This is a genomic window from Pseudomonas sp. PVC-5-1 (assembly GCF_057444345.1).
This window is the reverse complement of sequence record NZ_CM172024.1, coordinates 2047590-2067053: the sequence shown is the minus strand read 5'-3', so window position 1 is coordinate 2067053 and position 19464 is coordinate 2047590. Positions and strand designations below refer to the sequence as shown.

The 19464-nt window shown below is 64.0% G+C and carries 15 protein-coding genes and 1 pseudogene; 12 read left to right on the top strand and 4 right to left on the bottom strand.

The genetic code is table 11. The annotated features are described in order from the left end of the window. Window positions 1-145: 145 nt before the first annotated feature. Window positions 146-2446 (bottom strand): fatty acid cis/trans isomerase, encoded by a 2301-nt coding sequence (locus tag AC2T3R_RS09395; RefSeq protein WP_486745271.1) that lies wholly within the window; start codon window positions 2444-2446, stop codon window positions 146-148. A 183-nt stretch (window positions 2447-2629) separates the two neighbouring features. Here AC2T3R_RS09395 and metH point away from each other — a divergent pair, with 183 nt between their 5' ends. Next, window positions 2630-6337, top strand: a complete 3708-nt coding sequence (gene metH / locus AC2T3R_RS09390; protein WP_061302708.1) for a methionine synthase — start codon at window positions 2630-2632, stop codon at window positions 6335-6337. Window positions 6338-6497: 160 nt separating this feature from the next. Next, window positions 6498-6713 carry a DUF2970 domain-containing protein gene (locus AC2T3R_RS09385; RefSeq protein WP_003256398.1) on the top strand — a complete coding sequence of 72 codons (216 nt, stop codon included), beginning with the start codon at window positions 6498-6500 and terminating at the stop codon, window positions 6711-6713. A 263-nt stretch (window positions 6714-6976) separates the two neighbouring features. On the opposite strand, the gene AC2T3R_RS09380 is transcribed toward AC2T3R_RS09385, so the two are convergent. Beyond that, window positions 6977-8053, bottom strand: a complete 1077-nt coding sequence (locus tag AC2T3R_RS09380; RefSeq protein ID WP_015269746.1) for an ABC transporter substrate-binding protein — start codon at window positions 8051-8053, stop codon at window positions 6977-6979. A 213-nt stretch (window positions 8054-8266) separates the two neighbouring features. Here AC2T3R_RS09380 and AC2T3R_RS09375 point away from each other — a divergent pair, with 213 nt between their 5' ends. The 5 genes and pseudogenes from AC2T3R_RS09375 (at window position 8267) to AC2T3R_RS09355 (ending at window position 12607) form a co-directional block, all read left to right on the top strand. Further along, on the top strand, window positions 8267-9919 hold the full coding sequence (locus AC2T3R_RS09375; protein ID WP_013971944.1) for a nitrite/sulfite reductase: 1653 nt from the start codon (window positions 8267-8269) through the stop codon (window positions 9917-9919). Continuing rightward, a complete protein-coding gene (locus AC2T3R_RS09370) occupies window positions 9903-10397 on the top strand; it encodes a DUF934 domain-containing protein (RefSeq protein WP_013971943.1) in 495 nt (164 codons plus the stop codon). The genes AC2T3R_RS09375 and AC2T3R_RS09370 overlap by 17 nt, the downstream gene beginning before the upstream one ends. 355 nt (window positions 10398-10752) lie before the next feature. Next, a complete protein-coding gene (gene dkgB / locus AC2T3R_RS09365) occupies window positions 10753-11556 on the top strand; it encodes a 2,5-didehydrogluconate reductase DkgB (RefSeq protein WP_253152919.1) in 804 nt (267 codons plus the stop codon). 4 nt (window positions 11557-11560) lie between these two features. After that, window positions 11561-12046: pseudogene (locus AC2T3R_RS09360) on the top strand (LLM class flavin-dependent oxidoreductase); the annotation flags it as partial. Window positions 12047-12142: 96 nt separating this feature from the next. Then, entirely contained in the window at window positions 12143-12607 is a 465-nt protein-coding gene (locus AC2T3R_RS09355) for a nuclear transport factor 2 family protein (protein ID WP_486744966.1), read from the top strand. Here the strand turns inward: AC2T3R_RS09355 and AC2T3R_RS09350 are convergent, their stop codons facing one another. After that, window positions 12608-13963 carry an ATP-binding protein gene (locus tag AC2T3R_RS09350; protein ID WP_486744964.1) on the bottom strand — a complete coding sequence of 452 codons (1356 nt, stop codon included), beginning with the start codon at window positions 13961-13963 and terminating at the stop codon, window positions 12608-12610. After that, the gene (locus AC2T3R_RS09345) at window positions 13960-14670 is read right to left on the bottom strand and encodes a response regulator (RefSeq protein ID WP_003256403.1); all 711 of its coding nucleotides are present in this window, start codon (window positions 14668-14670) and stop codon (window positions 13960-13962) included. Before AC2T3R_RS09345 ends, AC2T3R_RS09350 begins: the two co-directional genes overlap by 4 nt. Window positions 14671-14838: 168 nt before the next feature. On the opposite strand from AC2T3R_RS09345, the gene AC2T3R_RS09340 reads away from it, so the two are divergent. From AC2T3R_RS09340 to AC2T3R_RS09320, 5 genes are all read left to right on the top strand, one after another. Next, entirely contained in the window at window positions 14839-15621 is a 783-nt protein-coding gene (locus tag AC2T3R_RS09340; RefSeq protein WP_191472933.1) for an MlaA family lipoprotein, read from the top strand. Next, the gene (locus AC2T3R_RS09335) at window positions 15611-15844 is read left to right on the top strand and encodes a hypothetical protein (protein WP_085721258.1); all 234 of its coding nucleotides are present in this window, start codon (window positions 15611-15613) and stop codon (window positions 15842-15844) included. Before AC2T3R_RS09340 ends, AC2T3R_RS09335 begins: the two co-directional genes overlap by 11 nt. Window positions 15845-16081: 237 nt before the next feature. Then, on the top strand, window positions 16082-17314 hold the full coding sequence (locus tag AC2T3R_RS09330; protein ID WP_486744963.1) for an MFS transporter: 1233 nt from the start codon (window positions 16082-16084) through the stop codon (window positions 17312-17314). 36 nt (window positions 17315-17350) lie between these two features. Then, window positions 17351-18124 carry an AraC family transcriptional regulator gene (locus AC2T3R_RS09325; RefSeq protein ID WP_023662542.1) on the top strand — a complete coding sequence of 258 codons (774 nt, stop codon included), beginning with the start codon at window positions 17351-17353 and terminating at the stop codon, window positions 18122-18124. A 109-nt stretch (window positions 18125-18233) separates the two neighbouring features. After that, window positions 18234-19382 carry a M14 family metallopeptidase gene (locus tag AC2T3R_RS09320; RefSeq protein WP_024086645.1) on the top strand — a complete coding sequence of 383 codons (1149 nt, stop codon included), beginning with the start codon at window positions 18234-18236 and terminating at the stop codon, window positions 19380-19382. Window positions 19383-19464 lie beyond the last annotated feature (82 nt).

Genomic DNA, 19464 nt, shown 5'->3' with positions numbered 1-19464 from the left:
GCCCGCTCCCACAGGGTTCATGCCATGCCCGAAAGCACCACATATCCTGTGGGAGCGGGCAAGCCCGCGAATGGGGCTGCACAGCAGCCCCCGGACCACCCACCGATTCCGACCGCAGGGTAATCGGAAAGGTCAGCCCAACCGATCAGAGGTTCTCGTAGCGGTTCATGTCCAGCACGCCCGCCTCGACCGGCTCGGTCTCCTTGATGAAGCTGTTCAGGTCATGGAAGTAGTGCCAGAACTCTGGGTGACTGCGACGCACACCCCAGCGCATGACGATGCGCTCGAACCTGGCCGGGTCATCTTTCGCATACTCCATATCCTCGACGAACTCCGGCACATCCCTGGTCGGGATGTTGAAGATGAAGTTGGGGTAGCTGCTGAGCACACCCGGGTACAGGGTCAGGGTATCCAGCCCCGGCTGGTAGCGGTACGCCTCGCCCAGCAGGAACGCCACGTTGCTGTGCGCGCGGTTGCGCAGCAGGCTGTACACCTGGCGCTGGCCGCCCTGCCCTTCGATGCGCAGCATGGTTGCCTCGGGCAACTGGTTGATCACCTTCAACCCGGCAGCCGGGCGCGACACCAGGCGGCTGAGCGACTGCTCGGCATTGCGGAACTCTTCGCTGACCTGCGGCCGAGAACAGAACGCGCCCTGGCAGCGGTTGATGGGGTCAGGCGCGGCATTCAGGCTGCCGGTACGCTGCAGAAGCTTCAGGCCGAAGTCGCGCTTGGGGTTGCGCGGGTCGAGCTGGATGCCGCTCGGGGTGTCGGTGTCGATGTCTTCATAATCCATCCACATCTTTACCTTGCCGCTGTTCTGGTACCAGTCGCCGAGGATCGCCTTGCGCTGGTCGGCCGGCATCAGGCGCAGGAAGTTGACCTCGGCGCCGTTGCGGATCAGGTCGAAGTACAGGCGCGTCTGCAACTGGTGCGAGACGTTGCCGAACACATCGAAGTTGACCGCCAGCTGGTAATAGGTGCGCTCGAACAACGGGTAGTCGAACAGCCACACGGTCAGCGGCACATCACCGATCAGGCCCTTGGTCACCGAGGCGCTGTCGAAGTGGCGGAAAATGCTCAGCAACGCGTTGTCGTTACCGGCCCATAGCGTCGCCCAGCCCGGGGCCGGCATGTCGGCATAGGCTTCGCGGCGCAGTTTTTCGTACTCGTTGCGCTTGTCACGGTAGGCGTGCCACAGGCTCAGCACGCTGCCCACGTCATCGATCTGCCCAGGCATGGCCAGCAGCGGCGTGGCCTCGCCACGGTACTTGGCATCGGTGATGTAGCGGTCGTGGGCCGGCTCCTGGAACAACGCCCAGAAGTTGTCGCGGATCACGTCGGTGGCAATCTGCCCACGGCATACCGGACCACGGATGAAGGTGCGCACGAAGTATTCGGCGTTATCCAGCATGAACTGGTAGCGCGCCACTGCCGGTATCGCTTCGAAGGTTTCGAACGGGTTGGCCCGGTGGCGCGGGCCGTAGCCTGGCAGTGCGGCGGCATGCCAGTCGCCGGCATAGAACAGTTGCTTGACCCGCTTGAGCTTCTGCGGCCCCATCGGGTAGGTGATGTGCGTCTTGTGCACGATCACGCCCTGCACCGGGATCAACCGGTAGTAGAAATCGGTGCCCGGCGGGTCATTGGGGCGGCGCGTGGCGATCAGGTCGACCGGCTGGCCGCTCGGTGTACGCGAACGTACCCATTGGAAGAAGTGGCCCTGCTCGCCACCGACGAAATAGATGTGCGCCAGGAACAGGTGCTCGTACAGCCAGCGGCCGACCAGCGCCTCGGTGGAACCCGGGCGGTTGAGCAGCTCTTCCCAGTCGGCAATCTGCTTGGCTTCGGCCGCACTTGGCTTGATCGGCTGGTACTCGACCGGCGCACCGGCGGCCAGCCAGCGGCGCATGGTGTCGTATTCCTTGTCGGTCAGGCCGGTCACCGCCAGTGGCATGCCTTCCTTGGGATGGGCGCCGGCATAGGCATCGAATTCTTGCGGCAACGGGCACATGTTGTTGCGGTTCAGGCCCAGGACGATTTCTTCGGGCAGCTTGGCATTGGGCGTGAGCGGGGTCTTGTGCCCGAGCTCCAGCATGCGCGCCATCAGCGCGGCCTGGCTACCCTGGTTGTCGAGGACCGAGTAAAAGCCCTTCTTGCGCCACTCGCCCTCGCTGTGGGCGTCGTAGAACAGCCGCGTGGTGGGCACTGCCTTGCTGCGCTCGCCCTGATACACCGGCACCTTGGTGGCGCCGCGCACCGCGCCTTCGGGGCTTTCCAGCTTCAGCTGGCAGGCGGCGTCGTTGCAGGCGTGGCAGGCCACGCATTTCTCGGTGAAGATCGGTTGAATGTCCCGGGTGTAGGAAATAGCCGGGCTCGACTGGGGGGCTTGCCCGAACGCCATACTGCTGATGAGCAGGGCGAAAACGCCGGCAAGAATACGATGCACCATGTGCGGAAAGTCCTGGGTATTGAAAGCCATCACGATTTGTTGCCTGGTCGTCCTTGGGTGCCCTGCTTCGCCGACGCCCGCCCAACATGAGCCATTTTCATGCAAATGGGCGATGCGCCTAAAAACCGCGCAGCTTTGTTATGATTCTGCACCTTCTGAAATTTGCCCGACCAGGTAGTTCCTATGTCCGACCGCAGCGCTCGTCTCCAAGCACTCCAGAACGCACTCAAGGAGCGCATCCTGATCCTCGACGGCGGCATGGGTACTATGATCCAAAGCTACCGGCTCGAGGAACACGACTATCGTGGCACGCGTTTCGCCGATTGGCCAAGCGATGTCAAAGGTAACAACGACCTGTTGCTGCTCAGCCGCCCGGATGTGATCGCCGCCATCGAAAAGGCCTACCTGGATGCCGGCGCCGATATCCTCGAAACCAACACCTTCAACGCCACGCAGATTTCCCAGGCCGACTACGGCATGGAGTCGCTGGTCTACGAGCTGAACGTCGAGGGCGCGCGCATCGCCCGCCAGGTGGCCGATGCCAAGACCCTGGAAACCCCGCACAAGCCGCGCTTCGTCGCTGGCGTGCTCGGCCCTACCAGCCGCACCTGCTCGATTTCCCCGGACGTCAACGACCCAGGCTACCGCAACGTCACTTTCGATGAGCTGGTAACGAACTACATCGAGGCCACCCGCGGCCTGATCGAGGGCGGCGCCGACCTGCTGCTGATCGAGACCATCTTCGACACCCTCAACGCCAAGGCGGCGATCTTCGCCGTGCAGCAGGTGTTCGAGGAAGACGGCGTCGAACTGCCGATCATGATCTCCGGCACCATCACCGACGCCTCGGGCCGTACCCTGTCGGGCCAGACCACCGAAGCGTTCTGGAACTCGGTACGCCACGCCAAGCCGATTTCCGTGGGACTGAACTGCGCCCTCGGCGCCAAGGACCTGCGCCCGTACCTGGAAGAGCTGGCGACCAAGGCCGACACCCATGTCTCGGCCCACCCCAACGCCGGCCTGCCAAACGCCTTTGGTGAATACGACGAAACCCCGGCCGAAATGGCCGTGGTGGTCGAGGAATTCGCCGCCAGCGGCTTCCTCAACATCATCGGCGGCTGCTGCGGCACCACGCCGGGCCACATCCAGGCCATTGCCGAGGCCGTGGCCAAGTACAAGCCGCGCGAGATTCCGGAAATCGCCAAGGCCTGCCGCCTGTCGGGCCTGGAGCCGTTCACCATCGACCGCCAGTCGTTGTTCGTCAACGTCGGCGAGCGCACCAACATCACGGGCTCTGCCAAGTTCGCCCGGCTGATCCGTGAAGAGAACTACACCGAAGCCCTGGAAGTCGCCCTGCAGCAGGTAGAGGCCGGCGCCCAGGTGATCGACATCAACATGGACGAAGGGATGCTCGACTCCCAGGCCGCCATGGTCCGCTTCCTCAACCTGATCGCCGGCGAGCCGGACATCTCGCGCGTGCCGATCATGATCGACTCGTCCAAGTGGGAAGTGATCGAAGCGGGCCTCAAGTGCATTCAGGGCAAGGGCATCGTCAACTCCATTTCCATGAAGGAAGGCGTCGAGCAGTTCAAGCACCACGCCCGCCTGTGCAAGCGCTATGGCGCTGCCGTGGTGGTGATGGCCTTTGACGAGGTCGGCCAGGCCGACACGGCCGCGCGCAAGAAAGAGATCTGCCAACGCAGTTACGACATCCTGGTCAATGAAGTGGGCTTCCCGCCGGAAGACATCATCTTCGACCCGAACATCTTCGCCGTCGCCACCGGCATCGAAGAGCACAACAACTACGCCGTCGATTTCATCGAGGCCTGCGCCTACATCCGCGACCACCTGCCGCACGCCCTGAGCTCGGGCGGTGTGTCCAACGTGTCGTTCTCGTTCCGTGGCAACAACCCGGTGCGGGAAGCCATCCACTCGGTGTTCCTGTACCACGCGATCCAGAACGGCCTGACCATGGGTATCGTCAACGCCGGCCAGCTGGAGATCTACGACGAGATCCCGCCTGCACTGCGTGAAAAGGTCGAGGACGTGGTGCTCAACCGCACCCCGCATGGCACCGACGCACTGCTGGCCATTGCCGACGACTACAAGGGCGGCGGCGCAACCAGGGAAGTGGAAAACGAAGAGTGGCGCTCGCTGCCGGTGGAAAAACGCCTGGAGCACGCGCTGGTCAAGGGCATTACAGCGTTCATCGTCGAAGACACCGAAGAATGCCGCCAACAGTGCGCCCGCCCGATCGAAGTGATCGAAGGCCCGCTGATGAATGGCATGAACGTGGTCGGCGACCTGTTCGGCGCGGGCAAGATGTTCCTGCCTCAGGTGGTCAAGTCGGCCCGCGTGATGAAACAGGCGGTAGCGCACCTGATTCCGTTCATCGAAGCCGAGAAAGGCGACAAGCCGGAAGCCAAGGGCAAGATCCTGATGGCCACGGTAAAAGGCGACGTGCACGACATCGGCAAGAACATCGTCGGCGTGGTGCTGGGCTGCAACGGCTACGACATCGTCGACCTCGGCGTGATGGTGCCGGCCGAGAAGATCCTGCAAACCGCCCGCGACGAGAAGTGCGACATCATCGGCCTGTCCGGCCTGATCACGCCGTCGCTGGACGAGATGGTCCACGTGGCCCGCGAAATGCAGCGCCAGGGCTTCCAGTTGCCGCTGATGATCGGCGGCGCCACCACCTCCAAGGCGCACACGGCAGTCAAGATCGAGCCCAAGTACAGCAATGACGCCGTGGTCTACGTCACCGACGCCTCGCGCGCGGTAGGTGTTGCCACCCAGTTGCTGTCCAAGGAGCTGAAAGCCGGCTTCGTCGAGAAGACCCGCCAGGAATACGAAGAAGTACGCGAGCGCACCGCCAACCGCAGTGCCCGCACCGAGCGCCTGAGCTACGCCCAGGCTATCGCCGCCAAGCCGCAGTACGACTGGGCTGGCTACCAGCCAGCGGTGCCCTCCTTCACCGGCGTCAAGGTGCTGGAAGACATCGACCTGCGCACGCTGGCCGAGTACATCGACTGGACCCCGTTCTTCATCTCCTGGGACCTGGCCGGCAAGTTCCCGCGCATCCTCACCGACGAAGTGGTCGGCGAAGCGGCGACGGCGCTGTACAAAGATGCCCGCGAGATGCTCGACAAACTGATCGACGAAAAACTCATCAGCGCCCGCGCAGTGTTCGGCTTCTGGCCGGCCAACCAGGTAGCCGATGACGATATCGAAGTGTACGGCGAGGACGGCCAGGCCCTGGCTACCCTGCACCACCTGCGCCAGCAGACCATCAAGCCGGACGGCAAGCCCAACTGGTCGCTGGCCGACTTCGTCGCGCCGAAGGCCAGTGGCGTTACCGACTACGTGGGCGGTTTCATCACTACCGCCGGCATCGGTGCCGAGGAAGTGGCCAAGGCCTACCAGGACAAGGGCGACGACTACAGTTCGATCATGGTCAAGGCCCTGGCCGACCGCCTGGCCGAGGCCTGTGCCGAATGGCTGCACGAGCAGGTGCGTAAAGAGCACTGGGGTTATGCCCGCGACGAACACCTCGACAACGAGGCGCTGATCAAGGAGCAGTACCGCGGCATCCGCCCGGCCCCCGGCTACCCGGCCTGCCCGGACCACACAGAGAAGGAAACCCTGTTCCGCCTGCTTGATGGCACTGCCATCGGTGAGACCGGGCCGAGCGGCGTGTTCCTCACCGACCACTTTGCGATGTTCCCGGCAGCGGCGGTCAGCGGCTGGTACTTTGCCCACCCGCAGGCGCAGTACTTTGCGGTGGGCAAGGTCGACAAGGACCAGATCGAGCGCTACAGCGCGCGCAAGGGCCAGGATGTGAGTGTCAGCGAGCGCTGGTTGGCGCCTAACCTGGGTTACGACAGCTAAGACCCTTGGGGCCGCTTTGCGGCCCATCGCGACACAAGGCCGCTCCTACAGGAGAATGCAATCCCTTGTAGGAGCGGCCTTGTGTCGCGATGGGCTGCACAGCAGCCCCAATAGCCACCTACACTGTCCCTGATTGCCTCTGATTTCCTCAGGAGCCACCATGGACGATTCCAGCCAGGGCAAGCCCCCTACCTTCTGGCAGATGCTGCACAGCATCCTCGCTGCCGCCTTCGGCGTGCAAAGCGGCAAGAACCGCGCCCGCGACTTCACCCACGGCAAGGCCAGCCATTTCATTGCGCTGGGGACGCTGTTCACCCTGGTGTTCATTGCCGTACTGATCGGCCTGGTGCAATTGGCCCTGCACCTTGCGCGCTAGCGAAAACGCCTGCGGGACTCCCTCCCGCAGGCGCTCTGGCTGCATCACGGTCTTGAATACAAGTCTACTGGTGGCTGACCCAATACACGGCAGTGACCACCACCAGAACGATCAGGCAGAGGATCGCCCAGGCATCGACGCTGCTGTCAGCTTTGCGGACCTTGGTTGAGTTTCCCATTGCATTGCCTCTTGTAGTGGTTATGGGAATGCACTTCACCACCAGCAGTTAAGACGAGCAATGCCCTTCCCTCAAGCAGGGTCTTTCAATAATTGATCGGTGATGTCAGAAATGGGTACTGGTAGTCGGGCGGCCGCCCTTCGGCACTGTAATGCTGGAAATCGATACCGTAGTCGGGCCGTTCCAGTAGTTTCAGCCAACGGGTTGCCTTGGCCTGGTCAATCGACTGCAACACCGGGATGCGATGCTCGCGCAGGCCATCGCGGTTCACCGTCAGTCCCTGGGCATCATCGTGCAGCATCACCATGGCCCAGCCGCCGAGGGTGAAATGCCCGCCCATCAGCACGCTAAGACGCCCGTCGATTCGGGCATGCAGGGCCTCGGGCGAGCTGTTGATGGCGCTGAACAGCACATCGCGCCCCGGCTTGCGCCCTGCCTCCTCGAACGCCTGCATGGCACCAAAGGCCATTTCGTCGTTGGCCGACCATACCAGGCGGGTGGCCGGGTAGCGCTCCACCAGTTGCTGCGCCTGCTCGTAGGCGCGCTGGCGGCTCCAACCACCATATACCACCTGGCGCAGGCGCACCTGGGGGAAGTCGGCCAGGGCGCGGCGCATGCCCTCCTCGCGCAGCTGCGAGGCCGGGGTGGTCTTAACCCCGGCAAACGCCAGCAGGTCCACCGGCCCACTGTCGCGGGGCAATTGCGCGACCATCTGGTGCAACATCTCAAAACCCGCCTGCTCGTCGTTGGCCGTCAAGGTGCCCAGCAGCTCGGCATACTTGTCCGGCTGGGCCTCGATGCTACGGGCCTGGCTGGCAGTCAGGCCGTTGTTGACCAGGAACAGTTTGACGCCGGTGCCACGCGACAGCCGGATGATCTCCGGCGCCACGTACCGCTCATTGACCAGGACCAGGTAATCCGGCCGCTGCGGTCCGCCCAGGATAGCCCTGGCCTGGGTCAGCGCCAGGTCGGCGCGGCGTTCGCTGTATTCCACGTGCAGGGTCATGCCCAGATCGTCTGCAGCGGCCTGCATGAAGCGGGTATAACTGGTCCAGAACGTCTCGGTGGACAGCCCCGGGTTGAGGAAAACCACCGAAGCCGGTTGCGCACTTGCCGCCAGCGGCAAGGCAAGACACAAGCTTTGGCACAACGCCTTGAGCATGGGCTGACATCCCTGCGAAGCAAACGCCGGATTATAAACGCCAAGCCACGCCCAGCGCACAAATGGCAGTCAGTCTCACATAGTCCATTTGGTTCTTTTCATATGCAAAAACATCACTTTAGCGCATAAACGCAACCTGCTATCGTTCCCCGGCTCCGAAGCGGAGTGCGCGGCCGTGCGCGCGAATAGCTGCATGCCTGAGACAGGACTTTTATGTACGTATACGACGAGTACGATCAGCGGATCATCGAGGACCGCGTCAAGCAGTTCCGTGATCAGACCCGCCGCTATCTGGCCGGTGAGCTGAGCGAAGAAGAATTCCGCCCTCTGCGCCTGCAGAACGGCCTTTACATCCAACGTTTCGCGCCGATGCTGCGCGTCGCCGTGCCGTACGGCCAGCTGAACGCCACCCAGGTCCGCACCCTGGCCAGGATCGCCCGCGACTACGACAAGGGCTACGCCCACATCTCCACCCGCCAGAACGTGCAGTTCAACTGGCCGGCCCTGGAGGACATCCCGGACATCCTCGCCGAACTGGCCACCGTGCAGATGCACGCGATCCAGACCAGCGGCAACTGCCTGCGCAACACCACCACCGACCAGTTCGCCGGTGTGGCCGCAGACGAAATCGTCGATCCGCGCCCGTGGTGCGAAATCGTCCGTCAGTGGACCACCTTCCACCCGGAATTCGCCTACCTGCCGCGCAAATTCAAGATTGCCATCAACGGCTCGCAGGAAGACCGCGCCGCCATCGAAGTGCACGACATCGGCCTGGAGCCGGTGCGCAATGCCGCTGGCGAGCTGGGCTTCCGGGTACTGGTCGGTGGCGGCCTGGGCCGTACCCCGGTGGTGGGCTCGTTCATCAACGAGTTCCTGCCGTGGCAGGACCTGATCAGCTACCTTGACGCCATCCTGCGCGTGTACAACCGTTACGGTCGCCGTGACAACAAGTACAAGGCGCGGATCAAGATCCTGGTCAAGGCCCTTACCCCGGAAGTGTTCGCCGAGAAGGTCGAGGCCGAAATGGTCCACCTGCGCGGCGGCAGCACCACCCTGACCGAAGCCGAAGTGCAGCGTGTATCGCGCCACTTCGTCGACCCGGCCTACCTGGCCCTGGACAACGTCGACTACGCCGCGCAGGACGCCGAGTACCCAGGCTTCGCCCGCTGGCGCTCGCGCAACACCCGCGCCCACAAGCGCCCTGGCTACGTGGCCGTGACCCTGTCGCTGAAGCCCACCGGCGTTGCACCTGGCGATGTCACCGACAAGCAGCTGGACGCCGTGGCCGACCTGGCAGAGCGCTACAGCTTCGGTTTCCTGCGCACGTCGCACGAGCAGAACATCATTCTTGCCGACGTCGAGCAGCGTCAGCTGCATGCACTGTGGCTGGAACTGCGCGAAAACGGCTTCGCTACGCCGAACATCGGCCTGCTGACCGACATCATCTGCTGCCCGGGCGGTGACTACTGCTCGCTGGCCAACGCCAAGTCGATCCCGATTGCCGAATCCATCCAGCGCCGCTTCGACGACCTGGACTACCTGTTCGACATCGGCGAGATCGACCTGAACATCTCCGGCTGCATGAACGCCTGCGGCCACCACCACGTGGGCCACATCGGCATCCTCGGCGTGGACAAGAAGGGTGAGGAGTTCTACCAGGTGTCGCTGGGCGGCAATGCCGCGCGTGGCGCGAGCCTTGGCAAGATCCTCGGCCCGTCCTTCGCCCAGGATGACATGGCCGATGTGATCGAGAAGCTGATCGCCGTGTACGTCGAGCAACGTACCGAGGAAGAGCGTTTCATCGACACCTACCAGCGTATCGGCATCGACCCCTTCAAGGAACGCGTCTATGCAGCGAATCATTAAGAACAACCAGATCGTCGACGAAACCTGGCATCTGCTGCCCAAGGAAACGTCCTTTGACGAGCTGACCAACTGCGACGACTACATCGTCCCGCTGCAGATGTGGCGCGACCATGCCCATGCGCTCAAAGCCCGTGACGGCGGGCTGGGCATATGGCTGGACAGTGACGAAGAAGCCGAAGAAATCGGCGAAGACGTGCAGCACTTCCAGGTCATCGCACTGAACTTCCCGGCGTTCACCGACGGGCGCAACTACTCCAATGCGCGCCTGCTGCGTGACCGCTACAAGTTCAAGGGCGAACTGCGCGCCATTGGCGACGTGCTGCGCGACCAGCTGTTCTTCATGGCCCGTTGCGGCTTTGACGCGTTCGCCATCCGCGCCGACAAGGACCCGGAAGACGCGCTGCAAAGCCTGAAGGACTTCTCGGTGACCTACCAGGCCGCCACCGACGAGCCGCTGCCGCTGTTCCGCCGCCGCTGATCGTCACCTTGCAATGCCAGACGGCCCGCCTATATGGCGGGCCGTTTCATTTTCCTGTACCGGCCTCTTCGCGGGTGAACCCGCTCCCACAGGGACCGCGCCGCATTCAAGAACGGTGCAGTACCTGTGGGAGCGGGTTCACCCGCGAAGAGGCCGGTACAGGTTTACCCTGCATTCCCTCAGCAACAGTCAAGGCACAGCGACCTATTCTTGCCTCCCGGTCAAATGACCTTGGCCCCGCCCCACCTTAATCAATCCCCCTCAAAGCCGCACACTGCTCCCCACACGAAGAGCGATCGAACCCGAGCGACCAAGCTCGATTCGGCTCCCCCCCTCACTCACCAGGAGCAGATCCATGAGCGTTCCATCCTTCGGCCTCGGCACCTTTCGCCTAACCGGCCAAGCCGTCATCGATTCGGTCAAGTCGGCCCTGGAACTTGGCTACCGCGTCATCGACACCGCGCAGATCTACAAGAACGAAGCCGACGTCGGCCAGGCCATCGCCGAAAGCGGCGTCAAGCGCGGCGAGCTGTTCATCACCACCAAGATCTGGGTCGAAAACTACGCCGCCGACAAGCTGGTCCCCAGCCTGCGCGACAGCCTGCAAAAACTGGGCACCGACTACGTCGACCTGCTGCTGATCCACTGGCCGGCCCCAGGCAACGGCGTTGCGCTGCCCGAGTACATGGCCGCCCTGGCCGAAGCCAAGAAGCTGGGCCTGGCCCGCCAGATCGGTGTGTCCAACTTCAACATCGAACTGACCCGCCAGGCCATCGAAGTGGTCGGCGAAGGCGAGATCGCCACCAACCAGATCGAACTCAGCCCCTACCTGCAGAACGGCAAGCTGACCGCGTTCCTCAAGGAGCAAGGCATCACCGTCACCTCGTACATGACCCTGGCCTACGGCAAGGTGCTGAAAGACCCGGTACTGGCCGACATCGCCGCCAAGCACAAGGCCACCGTGGCCCAGGTTGCCCTGGCCTGGGCCCTGCAGCTGGGCTACGCGGTGATCCCGTCGTCGACCAAGCGGGAAAACCTGGCCAGCAACCTGCTCGCACGTGACCTGAAGCTGGACGCTGACGACATGGCACGCATCGCCAAGCTCGAGCGCAACGGCCGTGAAGTCAGCCCTGACGGCCTGGCGCCAAACTGGGATTGATACCATGACCACGCCCCTCGAACGCCTGACCGCTGGCGGTTTCAGCATCGGCCTGGAAGCACCGCTGGACCACGACTGGACGCCCGCCGGCGACCAGGCGCGGCGCCGCGATGGCCGCCAGTTCGGCGAGCCTGACCTGGCCCGCCACGCAGAACTGGCACAACTGGCTGATCGCCTGGGCTACCGCGCCCTGTGGGTCCGCGATGTGCCGCTGTACGACCCGTCGTTCGGCGATGCCGCCCAGGTGTTCGAGGTGTTTGCCTACCTCGGCTACCTGGCCGGGGTAACCCGCGACATCCTGCTTGGCACGGCCGCCGTGGTGCTGCCGATTCGCGAACCGCTGCTGACCCTGAAATCGGCCAACAGCGTGCAGCGCCTCAGTGGCAACCGCCTGCTGCTGGGCGTGGCCAGTGGTGACCGGCCGGTGGAGTACCAGCCGACGCAGCCTGATAGAGCCCCCTTGTCCCATCTCCAGCGGTCTTCATTGTTCCACGCACTGCAATTATGATGTGCCAGGCACACCCATTCTCTGTTCGGCCAGCGGCAACTACTCTCCTACCAGCCAATCGAACTGAGGAGTATCGCGATGTCCCGCCCACCCCTGCCGCCCTTCACCCGCGAAAGCGCCATCGAAAAGGTCCGCCTGGCCGAGGATGGCTGGAACAGCCGCGACCCGGCCAAGGTCGCGCTTGCCTATACCATCGACACCATGTGGCGCAACCGCGCCGAGTTCCCGCGCGGTCGTGCCGAGGTCGAGGCGTTCCTGACGCGTAAATGGAACCATGAACTGGAGTACCGCCTGATCAAGGAGCTTTGGGCCTTCACCGGCAACCGCATTGCCGTGCGCTATGCCTACGAGTACCACGACGACAGTGGCCAGTGGTACCGCGCCTATGGCAATGAGAACTGGGAGTTTGCCGAGGACGGGTTGATGCAGAACCGCCATTCGAGCATCAACGAGCACCCTATCAGTGAAGCCGAGCGCAAGTTCCACTGGCCGCTGGGCCGGCGCCCGGATGATCACCCCGGGCTCAGCGAACTGGGGCTCTGATCAGCCCTGCGGCAGCATGATCCTGACTTCCAGCCCGCCACCCGGGCGGTTGCCCAGGGACATGCTGCCCCCCTGCTCCAGCACGATGGCACGTGCTGCGGGCAGGCCCAGCCCCACGCCACCGGTATTGCGGTTGCGTGAACCTTCGATACGGTAGAACGGCGCGAATACCTGCTCGTGCAGCTCCGGCGCGATGCCCGGCCCGCGATCCTGCACGGTAATCTCGATCTGCCTGGCGTTTACCGCCAACACCACCGTGGGCTCGCAGCCGTATTTCGCTGCATTGTCGATCAAGTTGACCAGCACCCGCTTGATACCCACCGGCCGCCCCGTATACACACAGCGACGCGGCCCGCTGAGGCCGACCTCGACCCCCGCGTCCTTGAAGTCGTCCACAACGGTCAGCAGCAGCTCGCCCAGATCGAATACGGTCGTCTGTTCCAGCCGCGCGTCATCACGGAAGAACCCCAACGCCGCATCGACCATCGCCTGCATCTCGTCGACGTCCTTGAACAACTTGGCCTGTAGCTGGGCATCGTCGATGAACTCGGCGCGCAAGCGCATGCGCGTCAGCGGTGCACGCAGGTCATGGGAGATGGCCGCGAGCATCTGGGTGCGGTCGTTGAGAAAATGCTTGAGCTGCGCCTGGGTGGCATTGAACGCAAGAATGGTCTGACGCAGGTCGTGCGGGCCAACCACCGGAATGGGCGGGGCGTTGAAGTCCTTGCCAAAACGCCGCGCACCTTCGGCAAAGCGTTCCAGCGGCTTGGCCAGGTAGCGGGTGGCCAGCAGCGCGACGACAAGGCTGGAAACCAGCATCAGCCCGAGGATGATCAGGTTGCGCGGCAGTTCGTCCAGGCCCCAGCTACGGCTGGTGGCACGGAACAGCACCCAGGACTTGTCGGTCAGCTCGATCATCAGCGCATAACCACGTTCAGGTGCGTACTCCGGCATGTCGGACGGTGCGAAGGCCTCGACCCTGGCATCCGGGCGCTTGAGCAATGCGCGCAGGATAGGCGTGCCCTCGCTGAACTCGGCATCGACCAGCACGGGTACGCCCGCTTCGTCATGGCGGCGCAGCCAGCGCACGGAGTATGAGCCGTCGCCCGCCGCACTGGCGATGTTGGCGCGCTGCGCCATGGGCGCGACGTCGAGGATGCGAGTGACCGCTGCAACCTTCTCGATCACCCCGCTCTCCAGCAGCGGTGGCTGGGCCCAGACACTCAGCAACAGGCTGAACAGCCCCTTGAGCAGCAACAGGAACAGCATCGCCGTCAGGGTGGTCAGCGCGATCCAGCGGGCAATGGTGATCCTGGGCCGTGGCAGGGCCTGGCGAACCCAGGCGAGCAGCTTCATCGCTTCGCGACCGTGGGCGTGAACAGGTAACCGGCGTTGCGCAGGGTACGGATCAAGGGCTCGTTGCCGTTGTCGGTTTCAAGCTTGCGGCGCAGCCGGCTGACCTGGACGTCGATGCTGCGATCATAGGCGTCGTAGGCATCGCCACGGGCCATGTCCAGCAACTGCTGGCGGCTGAGCACCCGCCGCGGATGTTCGGCGAACACCAGCAGCAGCTCGAACTCACCGTTGGACAAGGGGATCATGACGTTGTCCGGCGAACGCAGCTCGCGCCGCACCACATCCAGCCGCCAGCCGGCAAACTCCAGGGTCGCGCAGGCATGGCCCGCCGCGCTCCCGGCCGCTTCGCCGGCACGGCGCAGCACTGCCCTCACCCGGGCCAGCAGTTCACGGGCGGCGAACGGCTTCGTCAGGTAGTCGTCTGCCCCCAGCTCCAGGCCAACCACCCGGTCACTCAACTCGCCCATGGCGGTGAGCATGATCACTGCCACCTTGTGCTCGGCCAGCAAGCGCTGGCACAACACCAGGCCACTGTCGCCAGGCAGCATCACATCCAGGATGACCAGGTCCGGCACCCGCCGCTCGACGGCCTGCCACAGCGCCTTGCCATCCCTGGCCACATCAACCTCGTAGCCATGTTGGCAGAGAAACTTCTGCAGCAGGTCGAGCACCTCGACATCATCGTCGACTATCAGCAAATGGCTCACAAAAAAGCACCGCAAAACAAGGTTATCAGGCCGTACTTTAAGGCCATCCCCATGTAGCCGTCATATATTTCAACCCGGAAACAAAGTGTCGACGCCGAGACAATCCGGACATTACCAGGCAAAGAAAACTGCGCAGCATCGCTGCCAGTTCTTGCCAGGAATGTCTCTATGTCCCGTTCATCATCCGCCTCCCGCTCAGCGCGCTCAGCCGCGCTGGCCTTGTCGCTGCTTGCGGCGGGAGGCTGCAGCCAACGTGCACCGGCCACGGCGGCCTGCGGCAATGTCGCCTATCAGGTCAGTGACCCGGCGGAGCCCGCCAACCGCGCCGTATTCGCTTTCAACCGCACGGTCGACGACTATCTGCTGGCCCCCGTCGCACGGGGCTACACCGCGCTGCCCGGTTTTGCCCGGCAGGGCATGCACAACTTTGCCAGCAACTTCGGTGAGCCGAAGGTGTTCGTCAACGACCTGCTGCAGGGCAATGGCGAACGGGCGATGACCAGCCTCTCCCGCTTCATCTTCAACACCACTCTGGGTGTGGCAGGGCTGGTCGACGTGTCTGGCAAGATGGGGCTGAGCCAGCATCGCTCGGACTTTGGCCAGACTTTCGGGGTGTGGAACATCGCCTCTGGCCCCATCGTCGAGCTGCCGCTGCTGGGCACCCACAACCTGCGCGATGCCACCGGCACGCTGCTGGGCCTGGCACTGGACCCGTTTGGCGGCAACAGCGATACCGTCGAAACCATGGGCAACGTAGCCACGGCCGGCGGCATCGTCGATGCACGGGCCGAAGCACTGCCACTGACCGACCTGCTGCGCACCTGGCCTGACTACTACGTTGCGATGCGTGACTACACCGCGCAGCGGCGCAGCAACCGGGTGGCAGAAGGCAAGGCCGGCGAGCCGGGCACCTGGCCAGTGGATTGCGCAGGGGGTGCCCATGAAGAATGATGCCCAAGGCGCCATGCTGCTGTTCAGGCGCCTGGAAGGCGCTGCCCGGCAACCGCTGTTGCTGCATGAACTGGAGGCCCGGGTTTCGGCCGATGGCCGGAGCCTGGTGCTGAGCCGCTATCGCGAACGCTTTACCGCCGAGGGCAAGCCCTACCGACACGAGGCTCACCGCAGCGTACCGATTGCAGCATTGCTGCGCTGGGTGGCGCGGCAGGGACAGTGAAATTGGGGCCGCTTTGCGGCCCTTCGCGGGCACGCCCGCTCCCACGGAATACGTGGTTCCGGTGGGAGCGGGCGTGCCCGCGAAGGGCTGCAAAGCAGCCCCTATAAAGCCCCAGCCTCAACGGATATGTCCGAAACGCGACAGTGGCTGCCTGTTCGGCGTGAGACAGGCAAACCGGGCACTGGCTACCCTTCTTCGGCAAATGCCTTGTTCCCTTTCGCCAGAAGAAGATCGCCCATGACGACCTCCACCGCCTCCATGGCCGCCACCACACCTGCCGACCAACCCCAGGGCTTTCTGGTCCGCATCGTCGGCGCTGCGGCATTCGCCCACCTGCTCAACGACCTGATCCAGGCCGTGCTGCCGTCCATCTACCCGATGCTCAAGAGCGATTTCGCACTCAGCTTTGCCCAGATCGGCTGGATCGCCCTCATCTACCAGGTGACCGCGTCCTTGCTGCAACCCTGGGTCGGCCTGTACACCGACAAGCGCCCGCAGCCCTACCTGCTGCCGGCCGGCATGCTGGTGACGCTGGTGGGCATCGCCCTGCTCGCCTTCGCCAGCAGCTATGAAATGCTGCTGGTGGCCGCCGCGGTGGTCGGCGTGGGCTCGGCGACCTTCCACCCCGAAGCCTCGCGAGTGGCCAGGATGGCCTCCGGCGGGCGCTTTGGCACCGCGCAATCGACCTTCCAGGTCGGTGGCAACACCGGCTCGGCCCTCGGCCCGCTGTTGACCGCTGCCATCGTCATTCCGCACGGCCAGCCGGCCATCGCCTGGTTCATGCTGGCGGCCGCGCTGGCGGTATTCGTGCTGCTGCGGGTGACCGGCTGGACCGTGCGTCACGGCCAGACCCGGCTCAAGACCTTCGCCGGCCAGCAGGCCCCCGGCCTGTCGCGTGGCGCCATGTGGCGCGCCGTGGCGGTCATCGCCGTGCTGATGTTCGCCAAGTTCGTCTACATCGCCTCGTTCACCAACTATTTCACCTTCTACCTGATCGAGCATTTCGGCCTGAGCGTGCAGCACAGCCAGCTGTACCTGTTCGTGTTCCTCGCGGCCGTGGCCCTGGGCACCTTCGCTGGTGGCCCGGTGGGTGACCGTATCGGGCGCAAGGCGGTGATCTGGGTCTCGTTCCTCGGCGTGGCGCCCTTCGCCCTCGCCCTGCCCTACGCCAACCTGGCCTGGACGGCGGTACTGGCGGTGGCCATCGGTCTGGTGATGTCCTCGGCCTTCGCCGCCCTGGTGGTGTATGCCCAGGAGGCCGCGCCGGGCCGGGTCGGCATGGTGTCGGGGGTGATGTTCGGGTTGATGTTCGGTATCAGCGGCATCGGCGCCGCCGGGCTTGGCGAACTGGCCGACCGGCATGGCATCGAGTGGGTGTACCAGATCATCTCGTTCCTGCCGCTGCTGGGGCTGGCCACCGCGCTGCTGCCGGCAACCCGCTCGCAAGCCCGCCCCAGCCGCTGCTGTTAAAGTGGGCGTGCCAGGCTGCCCGTACAAGAGGTCGAAATGCTGAAGCCGCAGCACGAATTGCTGGTGGAGGTGGATGAGTGGAGCTGGGAGGTGGGCAGCCGTGCGACGGACTACCCGACCGACTGGTTCATCGAGCCCCACAGCCATGCCAAGCATCAACTGATCTATGCCACCAAAGGCCTGATGATCGTCGAGTCCGGTAACGAACGCTGGACCGTGCCTCCCAGCCGCGGCGTATGGATGCCTTGCGGCCAGGTGCACGCGATACGCTGCGTGGGCGAGGTGAAGATGCGCAGTGTGTTCGTGCGCGCCGACGCGGCAGTGCAGTTGCCCCTGCAGAGCAAGGCGATCAGCATCTCGCCGTTGCTCAGCGAACTGATCAAGGCCTCCGTAGGCTTTACCGCGCCGTTTGCCGAAGACTCGCGTGAAGCCCGGGTGATGCGCCTGATCCTCGACGAGATCTGCGTGCTGCCGACCTTGCCGCTGAAGCTGTCGCAGCCCGGCGACAAGCGCCTGCAGGCGATCTGCTCCGCGCTGCACGAGCGGCCTGACGATAACGCCACCGTGGCCGACTGGGGCCAGCAGCTGGGAGTGGACGAAAAGACCATCCAGCGCCTGTTCCGCAAGGAAACCGGCATGACCTTCGGCCAGTGGCGCCAGCAGGCGCGGCTGATGCAGGCACTGGAGCTGATCGCCCTGGGCGAGCGGATCATCGATGTGGCGGGGACGCTGGGGTATGACAGCCCCAGTGCCTTCGCCAGCATGTTCAAGCGCCAGTTCGGTATCACGCCGAGTCAGTTCTTCAAATAGCCTGTAGGAAACATATGAGATCGCCCCCGCGTCGCCTGATCTCGCACAGCAACCCTGTCAAGCCGTGTACAGTACCCTCACAACAAAGCCCCCAGAAGGAGCCCGGCACATGACCGTGACGCTGTCCCCCCTGCAGATCGACTGCGATTTCGACTCCGGCAACATCCAGGTGCTGGATGCCAGCAACCCGGCCCGGGTGCACCTGGCCATCCGCCCGGACACCCACAGTGGCCACTACCAGTGGTTCCACTTCAAGGTCAGCGGGCTGACGCCAGGCCAGGTCCATCGCTTCAGCCTCGACAATGCCTCCGGTTCCTCCTACAAGAACGCCTGGAGCGGCTACAACGCCGTGGCCTCCTACGACCAGCAAACCTGGTTCCGCGTCCCCAGCCAGTTCGACGGCACGGCGCTGTCGTTCGAGATAAAGGCCGAACAGCCGCACATCTGGTTCGCCTACTTCGAGCCCTACCCGCGCGCTCGTCACAACCAGCTGATCGAACGTGCACGGCAACTGCCGGGGGTGGAATTGCTCGCCAGTGGCCGCAGCGTACAGGGCCGCGACATTCCCCTGCTGCGTGCCGGTGATGGTGCCGCAGGCAAGCGCAAGCTGTGGCTGATTGCCCAGCAACACCCGGGCGAACACATGGCCGAATGGTTCATGGAGGGCGTGATCGACCGCTTGCAGGCCAACGACGAGGTGATCCGGCAGTTGCTGGCCAAGGCCGACCTGTACCTGATCCCCAACATGAACCCCGACGGTGCCTTCCTCGGCCACCTGCGCACCAACTTCAAGGGCAAGGACCTCAACCGTGCCTGGCAGGACGCCAGCGTCGAGCTCAGCCCCGAGGTCTTCTTCGCCCAGGCACAGATGAAGCAACACGGCGTGGATGCGTTCATCGACGTGCATGGCGACGAAGAAATTCCCCATGTGTTCACCGCGGCCTGCGAGGGCAACCCGGGCTACACACCGCGTCTGGCCAAACTGGAGGAGCAGTTCCGCAGCACCCTGTGCAGCCTGACCCGCGACTTCCAGACCGTGCATGGCTATACCCGCGACGAACCGGGGCAAGCCAACACGACGCTGGCCTGCAATGCGGTGGGGATGGCGCATGACTGCCTGTCACTGACCCTGGAAATGCCGTTCAAGGACCATGACGACGCGCCGGATGCCGTCACCGGGTGGTCGGGGGCGCGCTCGAAGGCGTTGGCCGGGGCGGTGCTTGAGACCTTGGCGAAGATGGTTGGCGATTTGCGCTGACTGAAACGGCCCATCGCCGGCAAGTCGGCTCTCACAGGACTGCACATGACTCATGGAATTAGCAGGGACCCTGTGGGAGCGG